This window comes from Syntrophales bacterium (assembly GCA_023228425.1).
Classification (GTDB): domain Bacteria; phylum Desulfobacterota; class Syntrophia; order Syntrophales; family UBA2210; genus MLS-D.
Map to the genome: position 1 here is coordinate 51841 of JALOBE010000008.1, position 20099 is coordinate 71939.

18 protein-coding genes are annotated in these 20099 nt (G+C 56.3%); 14 read left to right on the forward strand and 4 right to left on the reverse strand.

The genetic code is table 11. From position 1 onward, the window contains the following. Nucleotides 1-197: 197 nt before the first annotated feature. The 3 genes from M0Q23_04595 to M0Q23_04605 form a co-directional block, all read right to left on the reverse strand. On the reverse strand, nucleotides 198-3404 hold the full coding sequence (locus tag M0Q23_04595; protein MCK9527919.1) for an efflux RND transporter permease subunit: 3207 nt from the start codon (nucleotides 3402-3404) through the stop codon (nucleotides 198-200). Nucleotides 3405-3413: 9 nt separating this feature from the next. Continuing rightward, nucleotides 3414-4556 carry an efflux RND transporter periplasmic adaptor subunit gene (locus M0Q23_04600; protein MCK9527920.1) on the reverse strand — a complete coding sequence of 381 codons (1143 nt, stop codon included), beginning with the start codon at nucleotides 4554-4556 and terminating at the stop codon, nucleotides 3414-3416. A 134-nt stretch (nucleotides 4557-4690) separates the two neighbouring features. Continuing rightward, nucleotides 4691-5272, reverse strand: coding sequence for a TetR/AcrR family transcriptional regulator (locus tag M0Q23_04605; protein MCK9527921.1), 582 nt, complete (start codon nucleotides 5270-5272; stop codon nucleotides 4691-4693). Between the two features lie 552 nt (nucleotides 5273-5824). Between M0Q23_04605 and M0Q23_04610 the strand changes: the two genes are divergently transcribed. The 4 genes from M0Q23_04610 to M0Q23_04625 all read left to right on the forward strand — a co-directional run bounded on the left by M0Q23_04610 (nucleotide 5825) and on the right by M0Q23_04625 (nucleotide 9132). After that, the gene (locus M0Q23_04610) at nucleotides 5825-6205 is read left to right on the forward strand and encodes an NUDIX hydrolase (protein ID MCK9527922.1); all 381 of its coding nucleotides are present in this window, start codon (nucleotides 5825-5827) and stop codon (nucleotides 6203-6205) included. 221 nt (nucleotides 6206-6426) lie between these two features. Then, nucleotides 6427-6774 (forward strand): DUF488 domain-containing protein, encoded by a 348-nt coding sequence (locus tag M0Q23_04615; protein MCK9527923.1) that lies wholly within the window; start codon nucleotides 6427-6429, stop codon nucleotides 6772-6774. A gap of 344 nt (nucleotides 6775-7118) precedes the next feature. Then, nucleotides 7119-7364 (forward strand): hypothetical protein, encoded by a 246-nt coding sequence (locus tag M0Q23_04620; GenBank protein ID MCK9527924.1) that lies wholly within the window; start codon nucleotides 7119-7121, stop codon nucleotides 7362-7364. Nucleotides 7365-7632: 268 nt separating this feature from the next. After that, the gene (locus M0Q23_04625; GenBank protein MCK9527925.1) at nucleotides 7633-9132 is read left to right on the forward strand and encodes a potassium/proton antiporter; all 1500 of its coding nucleotides are present in this window, start codon (nucleotides 7633-7635) and stop codon (nucleotides 9130-9132) included. 273 nt (nucleotides 9133-9405) lie between these two features. Here the strand turns inward: M0Q23_04625 and M0Q23_04630 are convergent, their stop codons facing one another. Next, nucleotides 9406-10698, reverse strand: a complete 1293-nt coding sequence (locus M0Q23_04630) for an MFS transporter (GenBank protein ID MCK9527926.1) — start codon at nucleotides 10696-10698, stop codon at nucleotides 9406-9408. Nucleotides 10699-11137: 439 nt separating this feature from the next. On the opposite strand from M0Q23_04630, the gene M0Q23_04635 reads away from it, so the two are divergent. The 10 genes from M0Q23_04635 to M0Q23_04680 all read left to right on the forward strand — a co-directional run bounded on the left by M0Q23_04635 (nucleotide 11138) and on the right by M0Q23_04680 (nucleotide 20077). Next, nucleotides 11138-12595 (forward strand): OB-fold domain-containing protein, encoded by a 1458-nt coding sequence (locus tag M0Q23_04635; GenBank protein ID MCK9527927.1) that lies wholly within the window; start codon nucleotides 11138-11140, stop codon nucleotides 12593-12595. A gap of 10 nt (nucleotides 12596-12605) precedes the next feature. Continuing rightward, nucleotides 12606-13814, forward strand: coding sequence for an acetyl-CoA acetyltransferase (locus M0Q23_04640; GenBank protein ID MCK9527928.1), 1209 nt, complete (start codon nucleotides 12606-12608; stop codon nucleotides 13812-13814). 28 nt (nucleotides 13815-13842) lie between these two features. Then, nucleotides 13843-14292 (forward strand): MaoC family dehydratase N-terminal domain-containing protein, encoded by a 450-nt coding sequence (locus M0Q23_04645; protein ID MCK9527929.1) that lies wholly within the window; start codon nucleotides 13843-13845, stop codon nucleotides 14290-14292. Between the two features lie 13 nt (nucleotides 14293-14305). Beyond that, nucleotides 14306-14758: a hypothetical protein gene (locus M0Q23_04650; protein MCK9527930.1), complete on the forward strand. Its 453-nt coding sequence runs from the start codon at nucleotides 14306-14308 to the stop codon at nucleotides 14756-14758. A gap of 19 nt (nucleotides 14759-14777) precedes the next feature. After that, nucleotides 14778-15692 (forward strand): SDR family oxidoreductase, encoded by a 915-nt coding sequence (locus M0Q23_04655; GenBank protein MCK9527931.1) that lies wholly within the window; start codon nucleotides 14778-14780, stop codon nucleotides 15690-15692. Nucleotides 15693-15920: 228 nt separating this feature from the next. Beyond that, entirely contained in the window at nucleotides 15921-16553 is a 633-nt protein-coding gene (locus tag M0Q23_04660; protein MCK9527932.1) for a TetR/AcrR family transcriptional regulator, read from the forward strand. Nucleotides 16554-16665: 112 nt separating this feature from the next. Then, nucleotides 16666-16983 (forward strand): hypothetical protein, encoded by a 318-nt coding sequence (locus M0Q23_04665; protein ID MCK9527933.1) that lies wholly within the window; start codon nucleotides 16666-16668, stop codon nucleotides 16981-16983. Nucleotides 16984-17029: 46 nt separating this feature from the next. Then, on the forward strand, nucleotides 17030-18211 hold the full coding sequence (locus M0Q23_04670) for a CoA transferase (GenBank protein ID MCK9527934.1): 1182 nt from the start codon (nucleotides 17030-17032) through the stop codon (nucleotides 18209-18211). Nucleotides 18212-18323: 112 nt separating this feature from the next. Continuing rightward, nucleotides 18324-19130 (forward strand): crotonase/enoyl-CoA hydratase family protein, encoded by an 807-nt coding sequence (locus M0Q23_04675; GenBank protein MCK9527935.1) that lies wholly within the window; start codon nucleotides 18324-18326, stop codon nucleotides 19128-19130. 50 nt (nucleotides 19131-19180) lie between these two features. Beyond that, on the forward strand, nucleotides 19181-20077 hold the full coding sequence (locus M0Q23_04680; GenBank protein MCK9527936.1) for an enoyl-CoA hydratase-related protein: 897 nt from the start codon (nucleotides 19181-19183) through the stop codon (nucleotides 20075-20077). Nucleotides 20078-20099: the final 22 nt, after the last annotated feature.

The window sequence follows — 20099 nt, forward strand, 5'->3', positions numbered from 1 at the left end:
AGCGAGGGATATTTCAGACTTCTCACGTGCGTTCGAAGCGACAGGGGAGCGTTCGAAATGACGAAACCGATCGTTTTTAAAGGTCTCCTCGTTATTGAGCGTGGCTGTCCACTGATCGCGATTGTTGCGTGAAGTGTCCCCGACGATTTCCCGCAGGCGCCCGTCAACGGCGAATATGCGCTTTGCGCCGTCTGATGCTATCTTTGCCGGCGGCCGGAAAATTTATCTTTGAGCCCTGTGAAGAAATTGTCCGCGCTTGTGCCTGTCTGTGCCCGCTGTCTTTGCTGTCGACCGAAAAACATTTCAATTATCACATAAAAAAGAGGTGCGAAAATAACTATCAGAACCGTGGCTGTGATCATCCCCCCCAGAACACTGGTACCGATGGCATTCTGGGCTCCCGCGCTGGCGCCGGTGGTAAGCGCCAATGGCAGAACACCAAAGCCGAAAGCCAGCGAAGTCATGATAATCGGTCTGAATCTCAGCCTCGCTCCTTCAATCGTTGCCTCGATCAGCCCCAAGCCGTTTTCCAACCCTTTTTTTGCGAACTGTACAATCAGAATGGCATTTTTGGTGCCCAGGCCGAGCGTGGTGAGCAAACCGATCTGGAAATAAACGTCGTTGGCCAGTCCTCTGGTACTTGATGCGATAATACCGCCGAGGACTCCCAGGGGGATCACCAGAAGTATCGAAACGGGAACCGTCCAGCTCTCGTACAGCGCGGCCAGGCACAGAAAAATCACGAAAATGGAAAAGGCGTACAGCATGGGAGCCTGTGTGCTGGCCATCCGCTCCTGATAGGAAAGGCCGCTCCAGTCGAACCCGAAACCGGCCGGAAGTTTCCGCACCGCTTCTTCCATAGCCTTCATGGCTTCGCCCGAGCTTCTGCCGGGTGCGGGTTCGCCCCAGATATTGATGGCGGGGAAGCCGTTGAAGCGGCTCTTTTTAGGAGCGCCGGATATCCACCGGCCGGAAGCGAAGGAGGAAAAAGGAACCATTTCCCCCTGCATGTTGCGGACGTACAGATTTTCCAGATCTTTAGGCAACATGCGGAAAGGGGCGTCCGCCTGCAGGAGAACTTTTTTAACGCGGCCGCCGTGCGTGAAGTCATTTACATAGGCACTGCCGAAAGAAGCGGAGATGGTCCGGTGAATGAATGTAATGGGAAGGCCCAGCGCGCCCGCTTTTTCCCAATCCACGTCGATGCGGTATTCGGGGACATCGGGCAGGCTGTTGGGGCGCACTTTGGTAACGCGGGGGTCCTGTTCCACTATTTCCAATAACTGGTTCTGGCCTTCCATCAGTGCCTGGTGGCCGAGATTGCCGCGGTCGAGAAGCTGGAAATCAAAACCCGTGGACATACCTAATTCAGGGACGGGGGGTGGCTCAAAGACATAAACAGTCGCGTTGCGGATGCCGGAGAACTCTTGCATGGCCCTCTCGACGATGGCTTTTGTTTTCAGATGTTCTTTGTCGCGCAGATGCCAGTCTTTCAATCTTAAAAACACCATGCCGTTATTTTGCGATCGACCGGAAAATCCGATACCGGTGACAGTCATAATCGTTTCCACAGCTTCTTTTTCATTTTCGTTGAAGTACTTTTGAATCCGCCCGACGATTTCGCCTGTCTGCTCCAGCGTCGCCCCCGTGGGCATCATCACCTGAGCCAGCAGTATTCCCTGATCTTCATCCGGTAAATAGGCCGTGGGCATGCGCACAAACAGAACAGCCATCAAGATGAGAACGATAAGAAAAGCGGCCAGAAAACGTTTTTTGCGAAAAAGGGAAAGTCCGACCACGCCCACATACCACTCGCGAAATCTGAAGAACATTTTATTAAACCAGGAAAAAAAGGGGCGCAGGAAAAAAATCGTATTTTGAGCGGGATCATGACCCGCTTTGATCGGTTTAAGCAATGACGCGCACAGTACCGGTGTCAAAATCAGTGCCACCACAACGGACAGCAGCATGGCGGAAATAATGGTTATCGAAAATTGGCGGTAGATCACGCCGGTGGAACCGGGGAAAAAGGCCATCGGGCCGAAAACGGCCGAAAGTACCAGGCCGATGCCGATAAGCGCAGTCGTGATCTGCTCCATGGATTTAGCCGTGGCCTGTTTCGGTGGAAGATTTTCGTCACGCATGATTCTTTCCACATTTTCCACCACAACAATCGCGTCATCCACAAGAAGGCCGATAGCCAGAACCATGGCGAACATCGTCAGCATGTTGATGGTGAAGCCGAAAAACCATAAGGTGGCGAAGGTCCCCAGAATAACCACGGGAACAGCGATGGTAGGGATAAACGTGGCGCGCAGGCTGCCCAGAAAAAGCCACATGACGAGAAACACCAGTATTATAGCGATCACCAGAGTTTTGACGACCTCGGCAATGGCGACTTTGATAAAAACGGTGGAATCGTTGGGATAGGTGACTTTCATCCCGGGCGGGAAGAAGCGGCTCATCTCCGCCATCTTGGCCTTTACCGCGTCCGCCGTCCTCAGAGCGTTGGCGCCCGGTGCCTGGCGGACGGCGATACCGGCGGAGGCCTTTCCGTCGGAAGCCACGCCGATATCATAAATTTCTGTTCCCAGTTCGGTGCGGCCTACGTCTCCAAGGCGGACGACGGAACCGTCAGGATTGGTGCGCAGCAGAATGGCGGCGAACTCCTCGGGCGTCGAAAGCATGTTCTGGATAACGATGGGAGCGTTCAGACGCTGTCCGGGAACCGCCGGCGCTCCGCCGAACTGTCCCGCGGAAACCTCCACGTTATAAGCCTTCAAAGCGGTCAGCACATCTTCGACGGTCAGAAAGTAGTCTGTGAGCTTTTCGGGGTTGAGCCAGACCCGCATGGCATAGCCGCCGCCGAAAGACTCCACTTCGCCGACGCCGGGAATCCGCGCGAGGACTCTTTCCAGGTTTGACTTGGCATAATCCCGCAGATCCGTGCCGTCCATGCTGCCGTCTTCCGAAATCAACCCCACGATCATCAGATAGTTGCTGGTGGATTTGCGGACATTGACACCCTGAACCTGAACCGCGTCGGGCAGGCTCCGCATCGTTGCCTGCACTTTATTTTGCACTTGGGACCAGGCGATATTCGGGTCTGTGCCGGGAGCGAATTTCAGCTCCAGCCGCGAACCGCCCGCTGAATCGCTGGAGGAGGACATATAGATCAGGTTATCAAGGCCGGTCATGTTCTGTTCGATAACCTGGGTGACACTGTTTTCCACCGTTTCGGACGATGCTCCGGGATACGATGTGAAGACGGCGATGCCCGGCGGTGCCATTTCCGGATACTGGGAAATAGGAAGATTGTAAATCGCCAGCACGCCTCCCGACATGATGATGATGGCAATGACCCAAGCGAAAACCGGCCGCTCCAGAAAGAATTTAGATAGCATCAGGCACCTTTATTGTTTTGTTCTGTCCGCCGCTTCGGCACTGCTGTCCGCTTTTTCTTCGTCAAAGGGCACGGCGTTTACCCCAATGCCCGGGGTCACCCTCAACATCCCTTCCACGATCACTTTTTCATCGGGAACCAGCCCCGAGCGCACCAGCCAGGAAGTGCCGATTTCACGGTCCAGCGTGACGTACCGCAGTTGCGCCTTGCCTTCCTCATCCACAATAAAAACAAAAGGCTCCCCTTTGGGGTTGCGCGACACCGACTGTTGTGGAATCAGAATGGCTTTCTCGTTGACACCCTCCTTCAGGACGGCCCGTACGAACATGCCCGGCAGAAGAATTTCTCCCGGATTGGGGAAAACAATGCGCAGGATAACGGAACCGGTCGTCGGGTCGACGCTGACATCGCGGAATTGCAGTGTTCCTGTGAGCGGGTACGGGGTGCCGTCGCCCAACACCAGTCGCACGCTCTGCAGATCCGTATTATTGCGGGTGAGCTCCCCCGATTGCAGAAGGAGACGCAGGCGCTGAATGTCCGCGGTGGATTGGGTGACATCGACATACATCGGGTCGAGCTGCCGGATGGTCGCCAGCGCCACCGGCTGATGAGCGGTAACCAGGGCGCCTACCGTAACGCTTGATCTGCCGATGCGCCCGGAAATCGGGGCGGTTATGGTCGTGTATTTCAGGTTGATGCGCGCCGTTTGCGCCTCTGCCCGCGCCTGCTTTAAGGCCGCAGTGATGTCATCGTAGGCCTGTCGGCTGACCGCTTTGTTGTCGAGCAGCCTCTGCATACGGCCGGCTTTCAATTCCAGCGTGGTCAGATTGGCTTCCGCCCGGGCCAGGGCCGCCTCGAACAGGGCGGGGTCAATCTGGAACAGCGGCTGTCCTGCCTCGACATCTGAACCTTCCGTAAAAAGACGCTTCTGGATAATGCCGCTCACTTGAGGACGTACTTCGGCGGTCAGATAGGAGCTTGTCCGACCGGGCAATTCGGTGGTCATCACGACCGGTTGCTGTTCGATCGTCACAACGGCAACCTCCGGCGGCGGCAAAATCACGTCCTCGTTGTTGTTGCCGCAGCCGGCCGCAGCCAGACTGAAGACAACGACGATAACGCCATATACCAGGATTTGCGGGAATCTGCTCATGGACTACCTCATGTATAGAATATGATGATACCGGTCTTTCCTGATTCGTTATACCCTCCACGGGCGGGATGTGGTTATGGTAACGTAAACACTGTAGCCCAGGGAAGAGACCCGCGCCGTTTATAATCGCGGACTCACCGTTTCACGGCATCCCAGCACGCTTCGGTTATGCGGTCTATAAGTACGTCATCGAGGTGGATGAAGCCGAGAATATGGTCCCGGACCAGGGACACCATAGGGCCGAACGCCAGCCCGCAGAGCACCATCACGGGAAAATTTTTCAGTGTCGCTTCAGCCACACCTTCCTCAATGGCCATTCTGAACAACTGTCGATCAGCATCTCCCCTGATTCCCAGGAGCTTGTCCCGTCTTCGCGAGACGCCGTAGGGAGAATAGGAGTACTGCTCCATAAAGCGAAATTGAAGGGGATGATCGATAAAGTAGCGGAACAGTGCCCGCACCACGTGGCAGAAGCGCTCCTGTACTGTCCCCCCCTCGGGGAATTCTTCGAGAAGCAGTGACGAGACAATTGTTTCAAGCTCCTGGTTCAACTCGTTTATCAGAATATCTTTACTTTCAAAATAGCGGTAGATGGTTCCCGCGGCTACGCCCGCTTTTTCAGCTATGTCGGACATCGGCGCTCCGTGAAAACCATGTTCGGCAATGAGTTCCAGGGCCGCCTCCATAATATCGCAGCGTTTGTCGGTATATCTCATCGTCCTGCTCCGCGGGGCGTGAATGATCGTTCATTCAACCGTGATCGCGGGAATGTATCGCAAAAAAAAAGAGCCGTCAAGGAGTAAATGACACGGGGATACAAGGTACGCACCATGGATGACCTCGAATAAATCAGGACATCGTCCGATGGAGGACGATGTCGCAAAAGAGATCCTTGAGGCATGGCGGGCACATTGTGAGGCATGAAAGATTTCTCCCTGCGGTCGAAATGACGTGGGGGATGGCCTCAATGACGTGGGGGAACGGCCTCAATGACAAAGAGAGTGGGCAAAGCAACGGAGAAGACTAATCGGATGTACGAAGCGTCGGTATTAAGACTTGACCACGACACCCTTTTTCTGTAGAAATTTTTTATGCCGGTAAAACCATGGGACTTCATCAGAAGCATAGAAGAGTATTCCTTCGGGATATTTTCCCTGCGGAAAGACCGTGCCCGTTCCCCCAGGACGGGTAAAGCCCACGACTTCGTTGTCCTTGAGTCGCCGGACTGGGTCAATGTCATTCCCCTTACGGCCGACAATCAGGTGATTATGATAAATCAGTGGCGTCACGGAATTCGCCGGGCAACGCTGGAGTTGCCTGGTGGTGTCGTCGATGATGGCGAGTCGCTTGGGATGGCGGCCGGGAGAGAACTGCTGGAAGAGACGGGTTACATAGCGGAAGAGATGATCCCCCTTGGTTCTGTTCACCCCAATCCTGCCTTTTTCGACAACATGTGCCACACCTTTCTGGCGAAGAATGTCTCCCGCCTGCAGAAACAGGATCTTGACGAGCAGGAAGACATCGAGATCGTACTCGTCCCTCTTCACGAAATACATGAGTTGCTGCGCAACGGTACGATCACACACTCCCTCATAGCGGTTGCTTTCTATCGATATTTCATAGAGTACAGTGATTATCTTCCGAAATAAAATCGTTCAGATATATCTGAACGATTCCGTACAAGATCGCCGGAACCACCGTCAAACGCGATGGTTCTGCAAAAGGTCCTTGAGGCACGGCGGCACATCCTGGGGAATGATGCGCAGCCGCGAGAAGCCCACCAGGTATCCGGTTGCAATGCGGAGGTCATGCCTCCGATACCCTTTTACAAAGTCATCAGGCAGTGTTTCAGGCGCGCATGGAGGAATGTATGACCGTTATGTTGAAACGAGCGTATGAAAGTCCGGCCGGAACCGACGGTGAGCGAATACTCGTCGACAGGCTCTGGCCCCGGGGATTAACCAAGGCAAAAGCCAAGATCGACCGTTGGATCAAAGAGGTCGCGCCGTCCACCGAGCTTCGTCAATGGTTCGGCCATGACCCGGAGAAGTGGGAGGAGTTCGAAAAGCGGTATCGCGCCGAGCTGAAAAACAATCCCGCCTTGTCAGAGCTTCAGGCACTTTCGCGCCAAAAAAACATCACCCTTGTGTATGCGGCCCGGGATCAGTTGCACAATGAGGCGGTGGTGCTCAAACAGATACTGGATCGCGGCGCCTGACGATTCACAGAGGCGAAACCGCCTCGAGCCCGGTTTGATTCAGGCGTCGGGTGACACGGATCGAGCCATCCGTCCCGCGCGGTAACGGAGCGGTCATCTCTTGTGGGGATGCGGCATTATGAGCAAGACCATCCACCACGCTCACCTCCACGAAGCTGGTTCGTGCACCGGCCATAAGACGCGTGACGGGTGCGGACGCACGGCCGCGCATCGTACGGGCCACGACCGGCACGGAGAGCACACCCCGGAGGCTATGAATCGGCTATTTTACGAAGCCGTCAGCCTTGACAGGAAGAAGCCGGCTATGATTTACTCCAAACCCAACCGCGAAGGCGCGTTGCTCCATGACCATGAATTCCGGGCAGATGCCCGCTTGTGAACGCCTGTGGCCTATCCAGGATACCCGGATCATCTGTATGAATACAAGAAAATCGAACCGCCGTCGACTGGTCGTGGAGTATGTGCGGGAGAGGCGGACAACAGCGCGGGGAGGTATCTACAGGGAACCTGACCATCGATGCCGGGCGGCCCGAGAAAGCGGCGCGGATGACGGTTGTTCGCTCCGACGGGCCGCGGGGGTAGGTGCCTGAATCGAAGCGTTGAGGGGCCATGATGATTCCCCCCGTGAACGATACTTAACGAACTCCTGAAGAGCCTTAAAACCTCCGATGGAGGACGGTTTCGTAAAAGTTCCTTGAGGCACGGCGCGCACATCCTGATGAATGAGGCGTACTGTGAGGTGCGCCGCAGTGACGAAGGCCGGAGCGTAATCAGGCATCCGGCCATAGTTCCGGAGGTCATGGCTCCGGTGCCGTTTTACGAAACCGTCATACGAAAGAAAGACGAATAGCAGGGATTATGGATGTTGTCTATGTGGTTGTACCAATTCTGTTGATTGCGATTGCCCTGGCTGCCGTATGGCTCGATCGCTGGAGTGTGCCGGTCATACTGATTGCCCTTGGCGCGGGTATTCTCTTCGGCAGTGATGTTCTGAGGCTCTGGCACTTTGATGATATCGGATTGACCAATAGAATCGCGAATCTGGCCCTGGTATTCATACTGTTTCACGGCGGTTTCACCACCAGACGCGCAAACTTTCAGGCAGTCGCCCTTCCCGCGGGCGGACTTGCCACCTGGGGCGTCGTCCTGACGGCTCTGGCAACCTTCGGTGTTCTTTATGGTGTGTTCAACTGGTCGCTTCACAAGGCGCTTCTGCTCGCCGCGATCATTTCGTCCACCGACGCGGCGGCAATCTTTTCGATACTCCGCCGACAACCTCTGCCGTCAAAGCTCTCGTCCACAGTTGAAATCGAAAGCGCCGCCAACGACCCGATGGCGATCCTGCTCACCGTGGCGGTGATTGACGGGATCACCACCACCCACACCGCCTGGCATATGCCTGTGTTGCTTTTCATCTGGAAGTTCGCGGCCGGGCCGTTCTGCGGCTGGTTTCTCGCCAAGGCGGCACTGTGGCTGTTCAATCGCCTTAAATCACCGGACCGCGGTTACTACTATGTGCTTTCATTGGGAATCATCCTGCTGATCTACGGGCTGACCGAAATGATCCATGCCAGCGGAATGCTGGCGGTGTTTGTGGCGGGCTACCTGATGGGAAACCGCCCATTCGTCTACAAACAGGGGGTGACGAATTTCTCATCAGCAATCTCCACCATCGCCAACGTCGGCATGTTCGCCTTGATGGGGCTCCAGGTCTTCCCCCATCAGTGGGGAGCAATCTGGTTGGACGGCATTCTGCTGTTCCTGGTTCTGACCCTGATTTCACGACCTTTCGCGGTATTGTTGGGCACGACGGGTATGAGGCTTGGATGGAGAAACAAGACATTTATCGCCTGGGCCGGTCTTCGAGGCTCGGTTCCCATCGTCCTGGCCACCTACCCGGCGGCTGCCGGGCTTGCCATCGGACAGGAGGTCTTCAATCTCGTGTTTTTTGCCGTTCTGTTGTCCATCGCGATACAGGGGTCCACACTGGGATGGGTGGCACGGTTGCTCAACCTCATGTGCCCCCTGCGGCCAAAACCCCTGTTCGACCTGGAACTCGTTACCATGGCCGAAAGCGACTTCGACCTGATGGTCGTTGATCTGCCTGATCCACACGGGGCAATCGGATGTGCCATCGCTGATTTGCAGCTTCCTGCCGGATCGGTGATTGTCCTGATAACACGGGACAAGGACATTGTGGTTCCCAAAGGATCAACCAATCTGCAGGGATGGGATCGAGTCACCGTACTCGCCCATGCCAAGGACCACGAGACCATTCGTTCTGTTCTCGTGGGCGCGTTCTCTGCCGCGGTACCGCAATCAGATACGGGCGGGGGGGCCGCGTGCGATGTCCTGTGAAGGAGTGTACGCCAAACAGTACCTGGAAAGGTCGGATGATGATCCGCCTGAGGGGGGTAGATTCATGAAACGGCGGGGAAAAAGGATCCGCAGCCTCCCGGTGACGAAAAGGTACGCAAACTCGCCGGCAGGATCGATATCTTGCCCTTCCCGACCATAGAAAGCGACGGTAACCGCTTTCCCCGAATCATCACGGCGCTCCTGGAGGCCTTCATCCTCCAGGCGGCCCGCCTCCACGAACTCCGGAATAAATTGAGCTGACAGCGGTCATGCTCACGTGACGCTTTGACGGCAGTGTGTTTCAGTGGTGAAATAAATGAGAAGTGCCGCGAGGATCGAACCGATGATCATGAGGACGAAGGCCGAGCGGTACGCCTCCATATGGTAGATCCTCACCCCGTTTTCAATAAGGCCGCTCCAATTCCTGTCAAGGACCCACCCCATGGCCGGCTGGAGTACCATGGGTCCCGTCATGATCCCCGTGTTACAGACTCCGGTTACAGTACCGGCCAATGAGGATGGTACCGATTCCTTGGCGAAAGCGAAACTCAGGACCATGGTACCCGAAGCGAATCCCGCGATGATGAGCAACACTGTCAGGAGCCATACCGGCCACCCGGGTATGAACAGGATCATGGCCCAGCCCGCACCGGCAATCAGGCAGCCTCCCAGGAACAGAGGCTTCCGCCGGCCGATCCTGTCGGACAATGCTCCCGACACGGGTCCGCCAAAGGCAAAGGCCGTAAGAAGGGCGGATGTCAGGGCGGCGCTCTTCGCGGGGGACAGCCCGTAGTGGGTCGACAGAAAGGGGATTCCCCAGAGACCCGAAAAGGCAAGCACGGATCCCGTGAGCCCTGCGGGGGCAAAAGTCAGCAGCCAGGTGTTCTTGTAGCGGAACACCTTCATCAGCCCCTCGAGTACCGACAGGGTCGAAGCGGATCTGAAGGCGTCGGGCGGCATAAAACCGGCATAACCATGTTCGGAGGGGTCGTCCCGAACCACGATCAGAATCGCCACGGCAACAACCAGGGAGAGACCGGCCGACACCAGCATCACAGGCCTCCACCCAAAATGGTCCAGCATGATCCGCAGGGGCACACCGGCCGACACGGCCCCCACGACACCGCAGCAAAGGGCCAGACCGGCTATAGTGGCAAATCTTCGGGGGTTGAACCAGTGCATGGAGAGCTTGAGCAGCGCGACCCAGGCGACACCCACGCCCCCGCCGATCAGGAGGCGGCCGGCATTGGCGATCATGATGGCAGGAGCGGCGGCGAAAAGAAAGGCCCCCAAACAGGAGGCGAAAGCCCCCAGGGTGAGCAGTTTTTTGGGTCCCCATGAATCGACAAGAATGCCCGTGGGGATCTGAACGGCGACATAGCTGTAAAAATAAAATGCCGAAAGATTTCCCAGAGAGGCAGCGCCGATGCTGAAATCGGCCATCAGATGATCCGTCATGACCGCCGGGGCGACCCGCTGGTAAAAGCCGCTCATATAAAAAGCGGCTCCCAGCCCCCACATGATCCAGGGAAGCCAGGAGGGAGGATATTCCTTATGATCAGTCATACGAGACAATCCATGCGCGGCTACCGGACTCTTTTCCGGGCCTCGGTCGATGGGGCGGATGAAGCCGGATCATTGTTGAGTGAGCGGCGGGAGTATATGAAAAAACAGGATTCCTGTCAAAGGGATTTCCCCGGAATCCCCGCCCTTTCGATCGGCAGCTTGAAGGGCTTGCAAAAAAGCGAAAACGTTCGATGGGTGATGGCTTCATCAGTGTCCATGGTTATTCGGGAAAAGGGATTTTCCCCGCCGCTTTTTCTTGACAATCCGTAGTATTCGTTTAAACATCATTACATCAAATGATGGAATCATGGAATTGAATGTGTCGATGGCATCATGTCCCCGGACTGTACGGTTCACGGCGGAATCAAGATGCGTCGTCCGGAGACAGGGGGCTTCAAGGGATAGAGACATCACACTTACAGTGAAAGGAGGGCGTGTAATGGCAGGTGTCACTTCCTACGGGGTTCATATTCCCCGGTACCGGTTGAGCAGGATGCTCATCGTCCGGAATATGGCCTGGTATTTCCCGGTAATCATGGCTGTTGCTCAAGGCGAGAAAGCGGTGGCAAACTGGGATGAAGACGCGGTGAGCATGGCCGTGGCGGCCGCTTACGACTGCATGACCGGGAAAGACCGCGGGGCACTTGACGGAATCTACCTGGCCAGCACGACACTCCCCTTTGCCGACCGCCTGCATGCGGGCATCCTTTCGACGGCGCTGAATGCGCCGGAAGGGGGGGTCATGAACGCCGATTTTACGGCCTGCACCAAGGCGGCGACAACGGCGGCGATCTCCGCCCTCGAGGCCCTGGGATCGGGAGCGAAGAAAAACGTGCTCGTTGCCGCGGCGGATCAGCGCGGGACCAGGATGGCCGCCATGCTGGAGATGTTTTACGGAGACGGCGCCACGGCCCTCCTCTTCGGCACACAGGATGTCATCGCGGAATTCAAGGGGAGTTATTCAGTCAACGTCGATTTTGTGGATCACTACCGGGGATGGAACAAGGAGTTTGACTACAGCTGGGAAGAACGCTGGTCGCGCGATGAAGGGTACGGAAAAATCATTCCCCGGGCGGTGGCCGGTTTCCTGAAGAAGACGGGCATGAGAATAGAAGATTTCAACAAGGTTGTCTATCCCTGCTATTTCGGAGGAACCCACAGGGGCATCGCGAAAAAGCTGGGCGTCGATCCGGCGAAAGTGCAAGACAACATGCATGCCGTCTGCGGAGACACGGGAACGGCCCATCCGTTTCTGATGTTCGCCGCGGCTCTTGAGGAAGCCCGTCCCGGAGACAGGATTCTGCTGGCGGGCTTCGGTCAGGGCTGCGACGTTCTGGCCTTTGAAATCACGGAAAACATAGAGAAACTCAGGTCCCGACGCGGGGTGAAGGGCTGTCTGGAATCAAGGACCGAACTTGACAGCTACCAGAAGTTTTCAAAGTTCCGTGACCTGATCAAGGCGGACCAGGGAATCAGAGGAGAAGCAAATCCCAGTAGTTCCCTGACGGTCCTCTGGCGGAACCGAAAGAGCCTGTACGGGCTTGTGGGTCTCAAATGCAACAGGTGCGGAACGGCCCAGTACCCGGGTAATTCGGTGTGCGTGAATCCCGACTGTGGAAGTGTCGACGATTTTACAGAATATGAATTCTCCGACAAAAAGGCAAAGGTTCTCATGTACACGGGCGACATGCTTGCGGCATCGGTACATCCGCCGGCGGTCTATGGCATGGTTGGTTTCGAAGGCGGCGGCAGGACGTTCGTTGATTTTACCGACTGCACTGTGGAGCAGGTCGCGGTCGGTATGCCGGTCAGAATGTCTTTCAGAAGGCGCAACCAGGACAGGGAACGGGGCTTTACGGGTTACTTCTGGAAGGCCGTTCCCCGGGTGGAAGGATAGGAGGTGAACCATGGCACGGGGAATACGGGATACGGTAGCTATTATCGGTATGGGCTGCACGAAATTCGGCGAGCGCTGGAATGACGGTGCCGAAGACTTGATGGTAGAAGCCTTTGAGGAATGTATTGCCGACGCGGGAATAGACAAGAAGGACATCGGCGCCGCCTGGATGGGGAGCTGCCTTGATGAAGTGAATGTGGGAAAGAGTGCCCTGCCCGCGGCTTTCGCGCTGCGCCTGCCGAACATCGCCGTGACGAGGGTTGAAAACTACTGTGCCACGGGAACGGAAGCCTTCAGAGGCGCCGTCTACGCCGTTGCCGCCGGAGCCGTCGATATCGCCATGGCAATCGGCGTGGAAAAATTGAAGGACATTGGTTACGGGGGACTTCCCGAGTTCAGCACCGCCATGGGGCCCTACAATTCCCTCTGGTTCCCCAACGCGACGGCCCCCGGATGTTTCGCCATGCTTGCCACGGGCTATGCGGCACGGTACGAAATCGACATCCGGGACGTGAAGAAAGCCATGGCACACATATCCGTCAAAAGCCACGCCAACGGCGCCCTGAACCCCAAGGCGCACCTGAGGAGAGTGATTACGGAAGAGCAGGTGCTTAACTCCCCCATGATCGCCTTTCCCCTGGGGCTCTTCGACTGTTGCGGCGTGAGCGACGGGGCCGCCTGCGCCATTGTCACTACCCCCGAAATCGCGAAATCAATGGGCAAGAAGGACCTCGTTACCGTCAAGGCCCTTCAGCTGTCCCTGAGCAGCGGGACGGAAATAGCCTATGACGACTGGGACGGGGCACACTTTGTCACCACCGCCAGGGCGAGCGCCATGGCCTACGAAGAAGCGGGTATTCAAAATCCACGCAAAGAAATCAGCATGATGGAGGTTCATGACTGTTTTTCCATTACGGAGCTTGTCACCATGGAGGATCTCCATATTTCCGAGCGGGGAAAGGCCTCCCGGGACGTCATGGACGGTTTCTTCGATCGTGACGGGACGATACCCTGTCAGGTAGACGGAGGGCTCAAATGTTTCGGTCACCCGATCGGTGCCTCGGGCATCAGGATGCTCTATGAGATGTATCTGCAGCTCCAGGGACGGGCGGGAGACCGTCAGTTGAATGATCCGAAGTTAGGGCTGACCCATAACCTGGGCGGTTTCCCGATGATGAATATCTGCAGTATCGCCATTGTGGGGAGAGGGGATGTGTAAAAACGCCGGTAAAAAAAGGAGATGAACTATGGCTGACATGTCAAAGACAGGAACGGAATATGCCCCTATCGTCTGGGAAGTGGAGCGGGGTAAAATACGGGAAATGGTCCGTGCCCTCGGCGACCGGAACCCGGTGTACCGGGACAGGGAAATCGCTCTGCAGGCCGGGTACAAAGATACACCGGCGCCGCTGACCTTCCTTACGGTTCCGATGTTGTGGGCCGGCGACATGCCGGGCATGATCGACGATCTCAAGATCAACATCATGATGGTGCTCCATGGGGAGGAGGAGTACGAGTACTATCAGGCCATCTATCCCGGGGACGTGATATCCGGTACGCCGAAGGTCGTCGGCATGGAGGAGAAAACGAGCAAATCGGGATCAAAGATGGACATGGTAACCGTTGAAATCCTTTACACCAACCAGAGGGGCGAAAAGGTGGCCAAGGCCAGATCGCTGCTTATTGAGAGGAAATAAGGAGGGATAACCTATGGCGGAACAACTTTATTTTGAAGACATCGATGTCGGGGACGCGATGCCTGAACTGGTCAAAGGTCCCCTCCAGAAAGGGAATTTCGTCAGGTATGCGGGTGCGTCAGGTGATTTCAATCCCCTGCATACCGATGATGAGTTCGCCCGGGCGGTCGGCTTGAAAAATGGTGCCATAGCCCACGGGATGTTTGTCATGGGGATTGTCGGTCGCGCCGTGTCGTCCTGGATCCCCCAGAAGTACATTAAAAAGTTCGGCGTTCGCTTTGCCGGGATGACACAACAGAACAGCACCATAACCGTCACCGGTACCGTGACGGACAAACGTGTTGAAAAGGGCGAGAACATCATTGCCTGCGATGTGACGGCCACAGACCAGAACGGTGAGGTCAAGATTACCGGAAGATTTGAAGCGGCCCTGCCGGGCAGAGGAGCGGATAGTTCCCGATCATGAATTTCAGGAGGAAACAGCTATGTCAGCAATCGATTTTACGGGGAGAGTGGCAATTGTCACCGGCGCCGGCGCCGGCCTCGGAAGATGCTACGCGCTGGAACTGGCGAGGAGAGGTGCCAAGGTTGTAATAAACGACCTCGGCGGATCGAGGGACGGCTCGGGTTCAAGCGACGCGGCGGCAAACCTCGTAGTTGAAGAAATCAAGGCCGCCGGTGGTGAGGCCGTTCCCAACTTTGACAGCGTGGCCACCGTGGATGGCGGTCGGAATATCGTAAAAACGGCCCTGGACGCCTACGGCAAGGTGGACATCCTGATCAACAACGCCGGTATTCTGAGGGACAAGTCTTTTGCCAAGATGGACGAGGAAAGCTGGGATGCCGTCATGGGCGTTCACCTGAAGGGAGCCTACTGCGTTTCGAGGCCGGCCTTTGAAAACATGCGGGAAAACGGATACGGCAGAATCATAATGACCACCTCGGGCGCGGGGCTTTTCGGCAACTTCGGCCAGACCAACTACTCGTCCGCGAAGATGGGGCTGATCGGCCTGACCAATACCCTGAAACTGGAGGGTGTCAAGTACAACATCAAGGTCAACGTCATCGTTCCCGTTGCGGGATCGCGGTTGACCGAAGACGTCCTGCCGCCCGATCTGTTCGAGAAACTCAAGCCCGAGTTCGTCATGCCCCCGGTTCTCTACATGTGTTCGGAACAGTGCCGGGATTCGGGAATGTTTATCAACGCCGCGCTGGGATACTACAGCAGGTCGGCCATCCTGACGGGTCCCGGCGCCGTCCTCTCGGAGGGAGGGAAGGAAATTCCCACGCCGGAAGATGTCATGGAAAACTGGAGCAGGATCATCAGCCTTGAAAATCCCAAGTACTTCGATCAGCTCTTCGAGATGTTCAGCGTACTCGGTCCTGTGCTTCAGGGTTGACAGCCTTGCAAAGAGTCGAAGAACATCCGATGAAAGAAGACGAACTCGTAAAAAAAAGTCGAAAAACGTCTGATAGAGGACGCTTTGTACAAGCTCCTTTTATAAAACCGCCAGAGAAATTCCGGCCGGATTCTGTACCCGGCCGGAAAGCCCGGGAAGCGGAATCCCCTCGGCTCCGGCGGTATGACGACATCGACCGCGCCATTGAACTGATCTTGAAAGGGAACAATGCAGTCAATACTTGAAAAGGCCCGGCAGAACCCGGAGTCCATAAAAGCGAAAATACTGTCGGCCGCGCGCCGGATTTTCGGCGAATACGGCTTTCATGGAACCACCATGAGAATGATCGCCCGCGACGTGGGGATAGATATTTCATCTCTCCACTACCACTGGGGTGAGAAAAAGGACCTCTATGAGGCTGTCATTATCGATATCAACAACGATCTTGGAAAGAAGCTCACGGAAGTGGAACGCTCGATCCGCGGGAAACCCCTGGAAGAACGCATCGCCATCGGCATTGACGTCATGACGGACTATCTTTTCAATAATCCCGAGATATCGAATCTTGTACTCTACCGTTATTTTACCAAGACCCGGTATGAGGCGAGCCAGGATCTGAAGGTTCCTGAATTCACTCGTGACATCGTCCATTCCATGGGGCTCGGCGAGGATGCGGAACACCTGCCCCAATCGATGGCTTCCGTCCTGGCGATCATGAATTCCATACACAATTTCATCGCCGGTGAAAACGTGTTTGGGCCTGTAATCAAGCTTGAAAAAGAAAACTACAGGCAGTTGGTGAAGAAAACATTGAAATCCATTTTCATCGCCGCCTTTGTCCGGGATACCGCGAACCCCTGAGCGGGGAGCTTCCTGAAAGGACAGCGGGCCATGGAGATTATTCAGTACACCGAAGAACACGTCATGTTCAGGGACACCGTTCGAAGATACCTCGAAAAAGAAGTGGTCCCCCATGTCGAGTTTTCAGATCAACCAGTTCACCATCGTAGAGATGGCCACGGAGGTTAAGCTGGGAAGAACCTTTCTTGACAAGTTCATCGTGGACCACATGGAGGGTCGGAGCCTTGTCGTGGAGGTTTCCATGGCCAAGTACTGGATTACGGACATGGCAAATCGCCTGGCCGATCGATGCCTCCAGCTTCACGGCGGGTGCGGCTACTGTGAGGAATACCCGATCGCGCGAGCCTGGCGCGACGTCAGGGTGAGCCGCATTTTCGCGGGAACCAACGAAATCATGAAACAAATAGCCGCACGATTCATGGGGTTGTAACGGCAGCGCGACCGCGACGTCGCGTGCCGGGACAGGGAGAAAAGACATGGCGGGCCCTCTCAAGACTTTAAAGGTGCTTGATTTTACGACGCTCTTGCCCGGTCCCTACGCTACCGTGTATCTTGCCGATATGGGTGCCCGTGTTCTGAAAATCGCATCCTCTACCCGGCCCGACATGGCATCCCTCGTTCCACCCTACCTGGACGATACCAATCTATCCTTTGCGACGGCCTTTCTCGGGCGTGGAAAACGATGTCTTGCCCTTAACCTGAAGGATGGCCGGGCGGTAAGGATCGTTCATCAACTGATAAAGGAATATGACATAATCGTCGAACAGTTCCGTCCCGGTGTCATGGCAAAGCTGGGTCTTGATTACGAAAGCCTGAAAAAAACAAACCCCGCCCTCATTTACTGTTCCCTCAGCGGGTACGGACAGACGGGCCCCCTGAAAGAGCGGGCCGGTCACGATATCAACTACCTGGCCAGGTCGGGCCTCATGTCCTACTCGGGACGGCGCGACTCGGGGCCGTCGCTGATGGGGATGCAGATTGCCGACGTTGCCTCGGGCTCGCACAACGCGATTATCGGCATCCTTGCCGCCGTGGTCCATCGTCTGGCCACAGGCGAGGGGCAGTGCATAGACATCTCGATGACCGACGGGTGCGTCGCTTTCAATGCCCTCGTGGGATCGAGTGTCCTGGCCGGTGAAACGGCTCCGGGCAGGGAGGAATTTCTTTTGAACGGCGGCACCCTCTATGATTTCTACGAAACTGCCGACGGCAGGCACCTGAGCTTCGGCGGCCTGGAGCCTCACTTTTTTTCAGCCTTCTGTGAGGCCATCGGTCGGCCCGACCTGGTCGCCGGCGGTCCGGCGCCGCAAAACGCTTCCGCGGTAAAGGAGGAAGTGCGGGAGATACTGAGGTCCCGGTCCCTCGATGAGTGGATGAGCATATTCAATGGACCCGACGCCTGCGTGGAGCCGGTACTCACCCTTGACGAAGTCCTGGTGGACCCCCATGTTGTACAACGGGGTCTCGTGGTGGACGTCCGGCTTCCCCGGGGAGGCACGGTCCGGCAGTTGGCGAATCCCCTCAAGTTTTCAAGAACGCCCCCGGAGTACGGGATGGCCGGCGTGCAGGCGGGGACCCACACTCGGGAAGTGCTCCGGGAACTGGGCTACGCGGACAGCCAGATCGATGAATTCGACAAGACGGGGCTGTTTTCATGAAAGGCCCGGTACCCGTCACGGGGAAAGGAATCGGCCACAGTTCGGTACCCGCCTGCCCCCGGAAGTGTCAACGGGCATTTAATGCCCCGAAACAAGACGCATGAGGTGAACAATGAGCAGAGACGAGATATTCAAGATCGAAAAAGAAGGGGCCATCGCCTGGCTGACCTTAAATCGTCCGGAAAAACGCAATACCATGACCATCGAGTTTTTCGATGAACTGCCCCCGATCATGAACGGGTTCGACGAAGATCCCGAAGTGCGGGTTGTGGTCATAAAGGCCGAAGGAAAGAGCTTCACCGCCGGGCTCGACCTCATGGCGGCCCAGGAGCTTTTGGGCGACGGTTCAGCCCGCTGGCGCGAGTGGCTCCAGTGGAAAGTACTCCGTATGCAGGAGGGTATGAACTCCATTGAAAGGTGCAGAAAGCCCGTCATCGCAGCCCTGCACGGACACTGTATCGGCGGCGGAATCGACCTGTGCTGCGCCTGTGATATCCGGTACGCGTCGAAGGATGCCCTTTTCTCCATCCGGGAAACACGGATCGGCATCATAGCCGATATGGGCACACTGCAGCGCGTTCCCTATATCATAGGCCACGGCTGGTTCAGGGAACTGGCCCTCACGGGCCGCGATTTCAGTGCCGAAGAGGCACTGAAAATGGGGTTTGTCACGCGAGTGTGCGATGACAGGGAGGCCCTCTATGCCGCCGTGAGGGATCTGGCCGAAGAACTGGCCGCCCTGCCTCCGCTCACTGTCCAGGGCGTCAAGGACGTGATCAATTACAGCCGGGACAACGGTGTGTATCCGGGGCTCGCCTACGTGGCCCAGAAGAACTCGGCGGCCATTCCCAACGAGGACATGATGGAGGCCATCACGGCCATGTGGGAAAAGAGGAAACCGATGTTCAAGGGAAATTGACCTTTTCGGAATTCATGGCGAACCTCCGGGGCACTTTCCCCGGAGACGGCATGCATGAGGGGAGTGCCGGGGGAACGCCACCGACGGACTGTTCCCGCGGGAACCGCCGGAGCCGGAGCGGCAGAAACGGAGTGGTTGAGATGATGAACATTCCGAACACATGGAAGACACTGATTTTCGAGGAAGTGGAGCCATCCATCGGGCTGGTGACCATGAACCGTCCGGAACAGCTGAATGCCATAAACGTGGACATGCTTGCCGAATTCGATCACCTGTTCCAGATTTTGTCTCATGTCGAGTCGTCCTGCAAGGTCCTCGTCATTACCGGCGCCGGGAATGCCTATTCCGCCGGCGCCGACCTCAATGACGCGATCCTTTATAAGGACACGGATGTCTTCAAGGACCCCGAGTTGTTCCTGAAACATGTCCAGGAACGATACGCCGGTCTTATTCTCGGCATGCGGCGTATCTCCCAACCCATCATATCGGCCGTCGACGGACCCGCCGCGGGCGGCGGATTTTCCATGGCTCTGGCCAGTGATGTGCGTATCGCCACGCCCGAGGCGTATTTTGTCGCTTCCTATATCAACATCGGCCTTTCGGGCGGCGAACTGGGCTGTTCCTACTATCTTCCCCGCCTGGTGGGCCCGGCCAGGGCCGCTGATGTGCTTCTCACCGGAAGGAAAGTCATGGCTGAAGAGGCGGAGCGCATCGGGCTTGTAAACAGTGTCGTTCCGAGGGGAGATCTCCGCGAGAAAGCCCTGTCGTACGCGCGGGCCATGGCGGCAAAAAGCCACGGCGCGTTGAAACTGACCAAGCGTGTTCTGGATCAGAACATTGACGCGCCATCCCTGGAAGCCGCCATCAACGTTGAAAATCGAAACCAGGCGATCATGGTTTTTTCCGGAGAGTTTTTTAAGCTCGTTCAGTCCTTTTTCAAGGGATAGAGAACGCTCTTTCGAGCGGAAC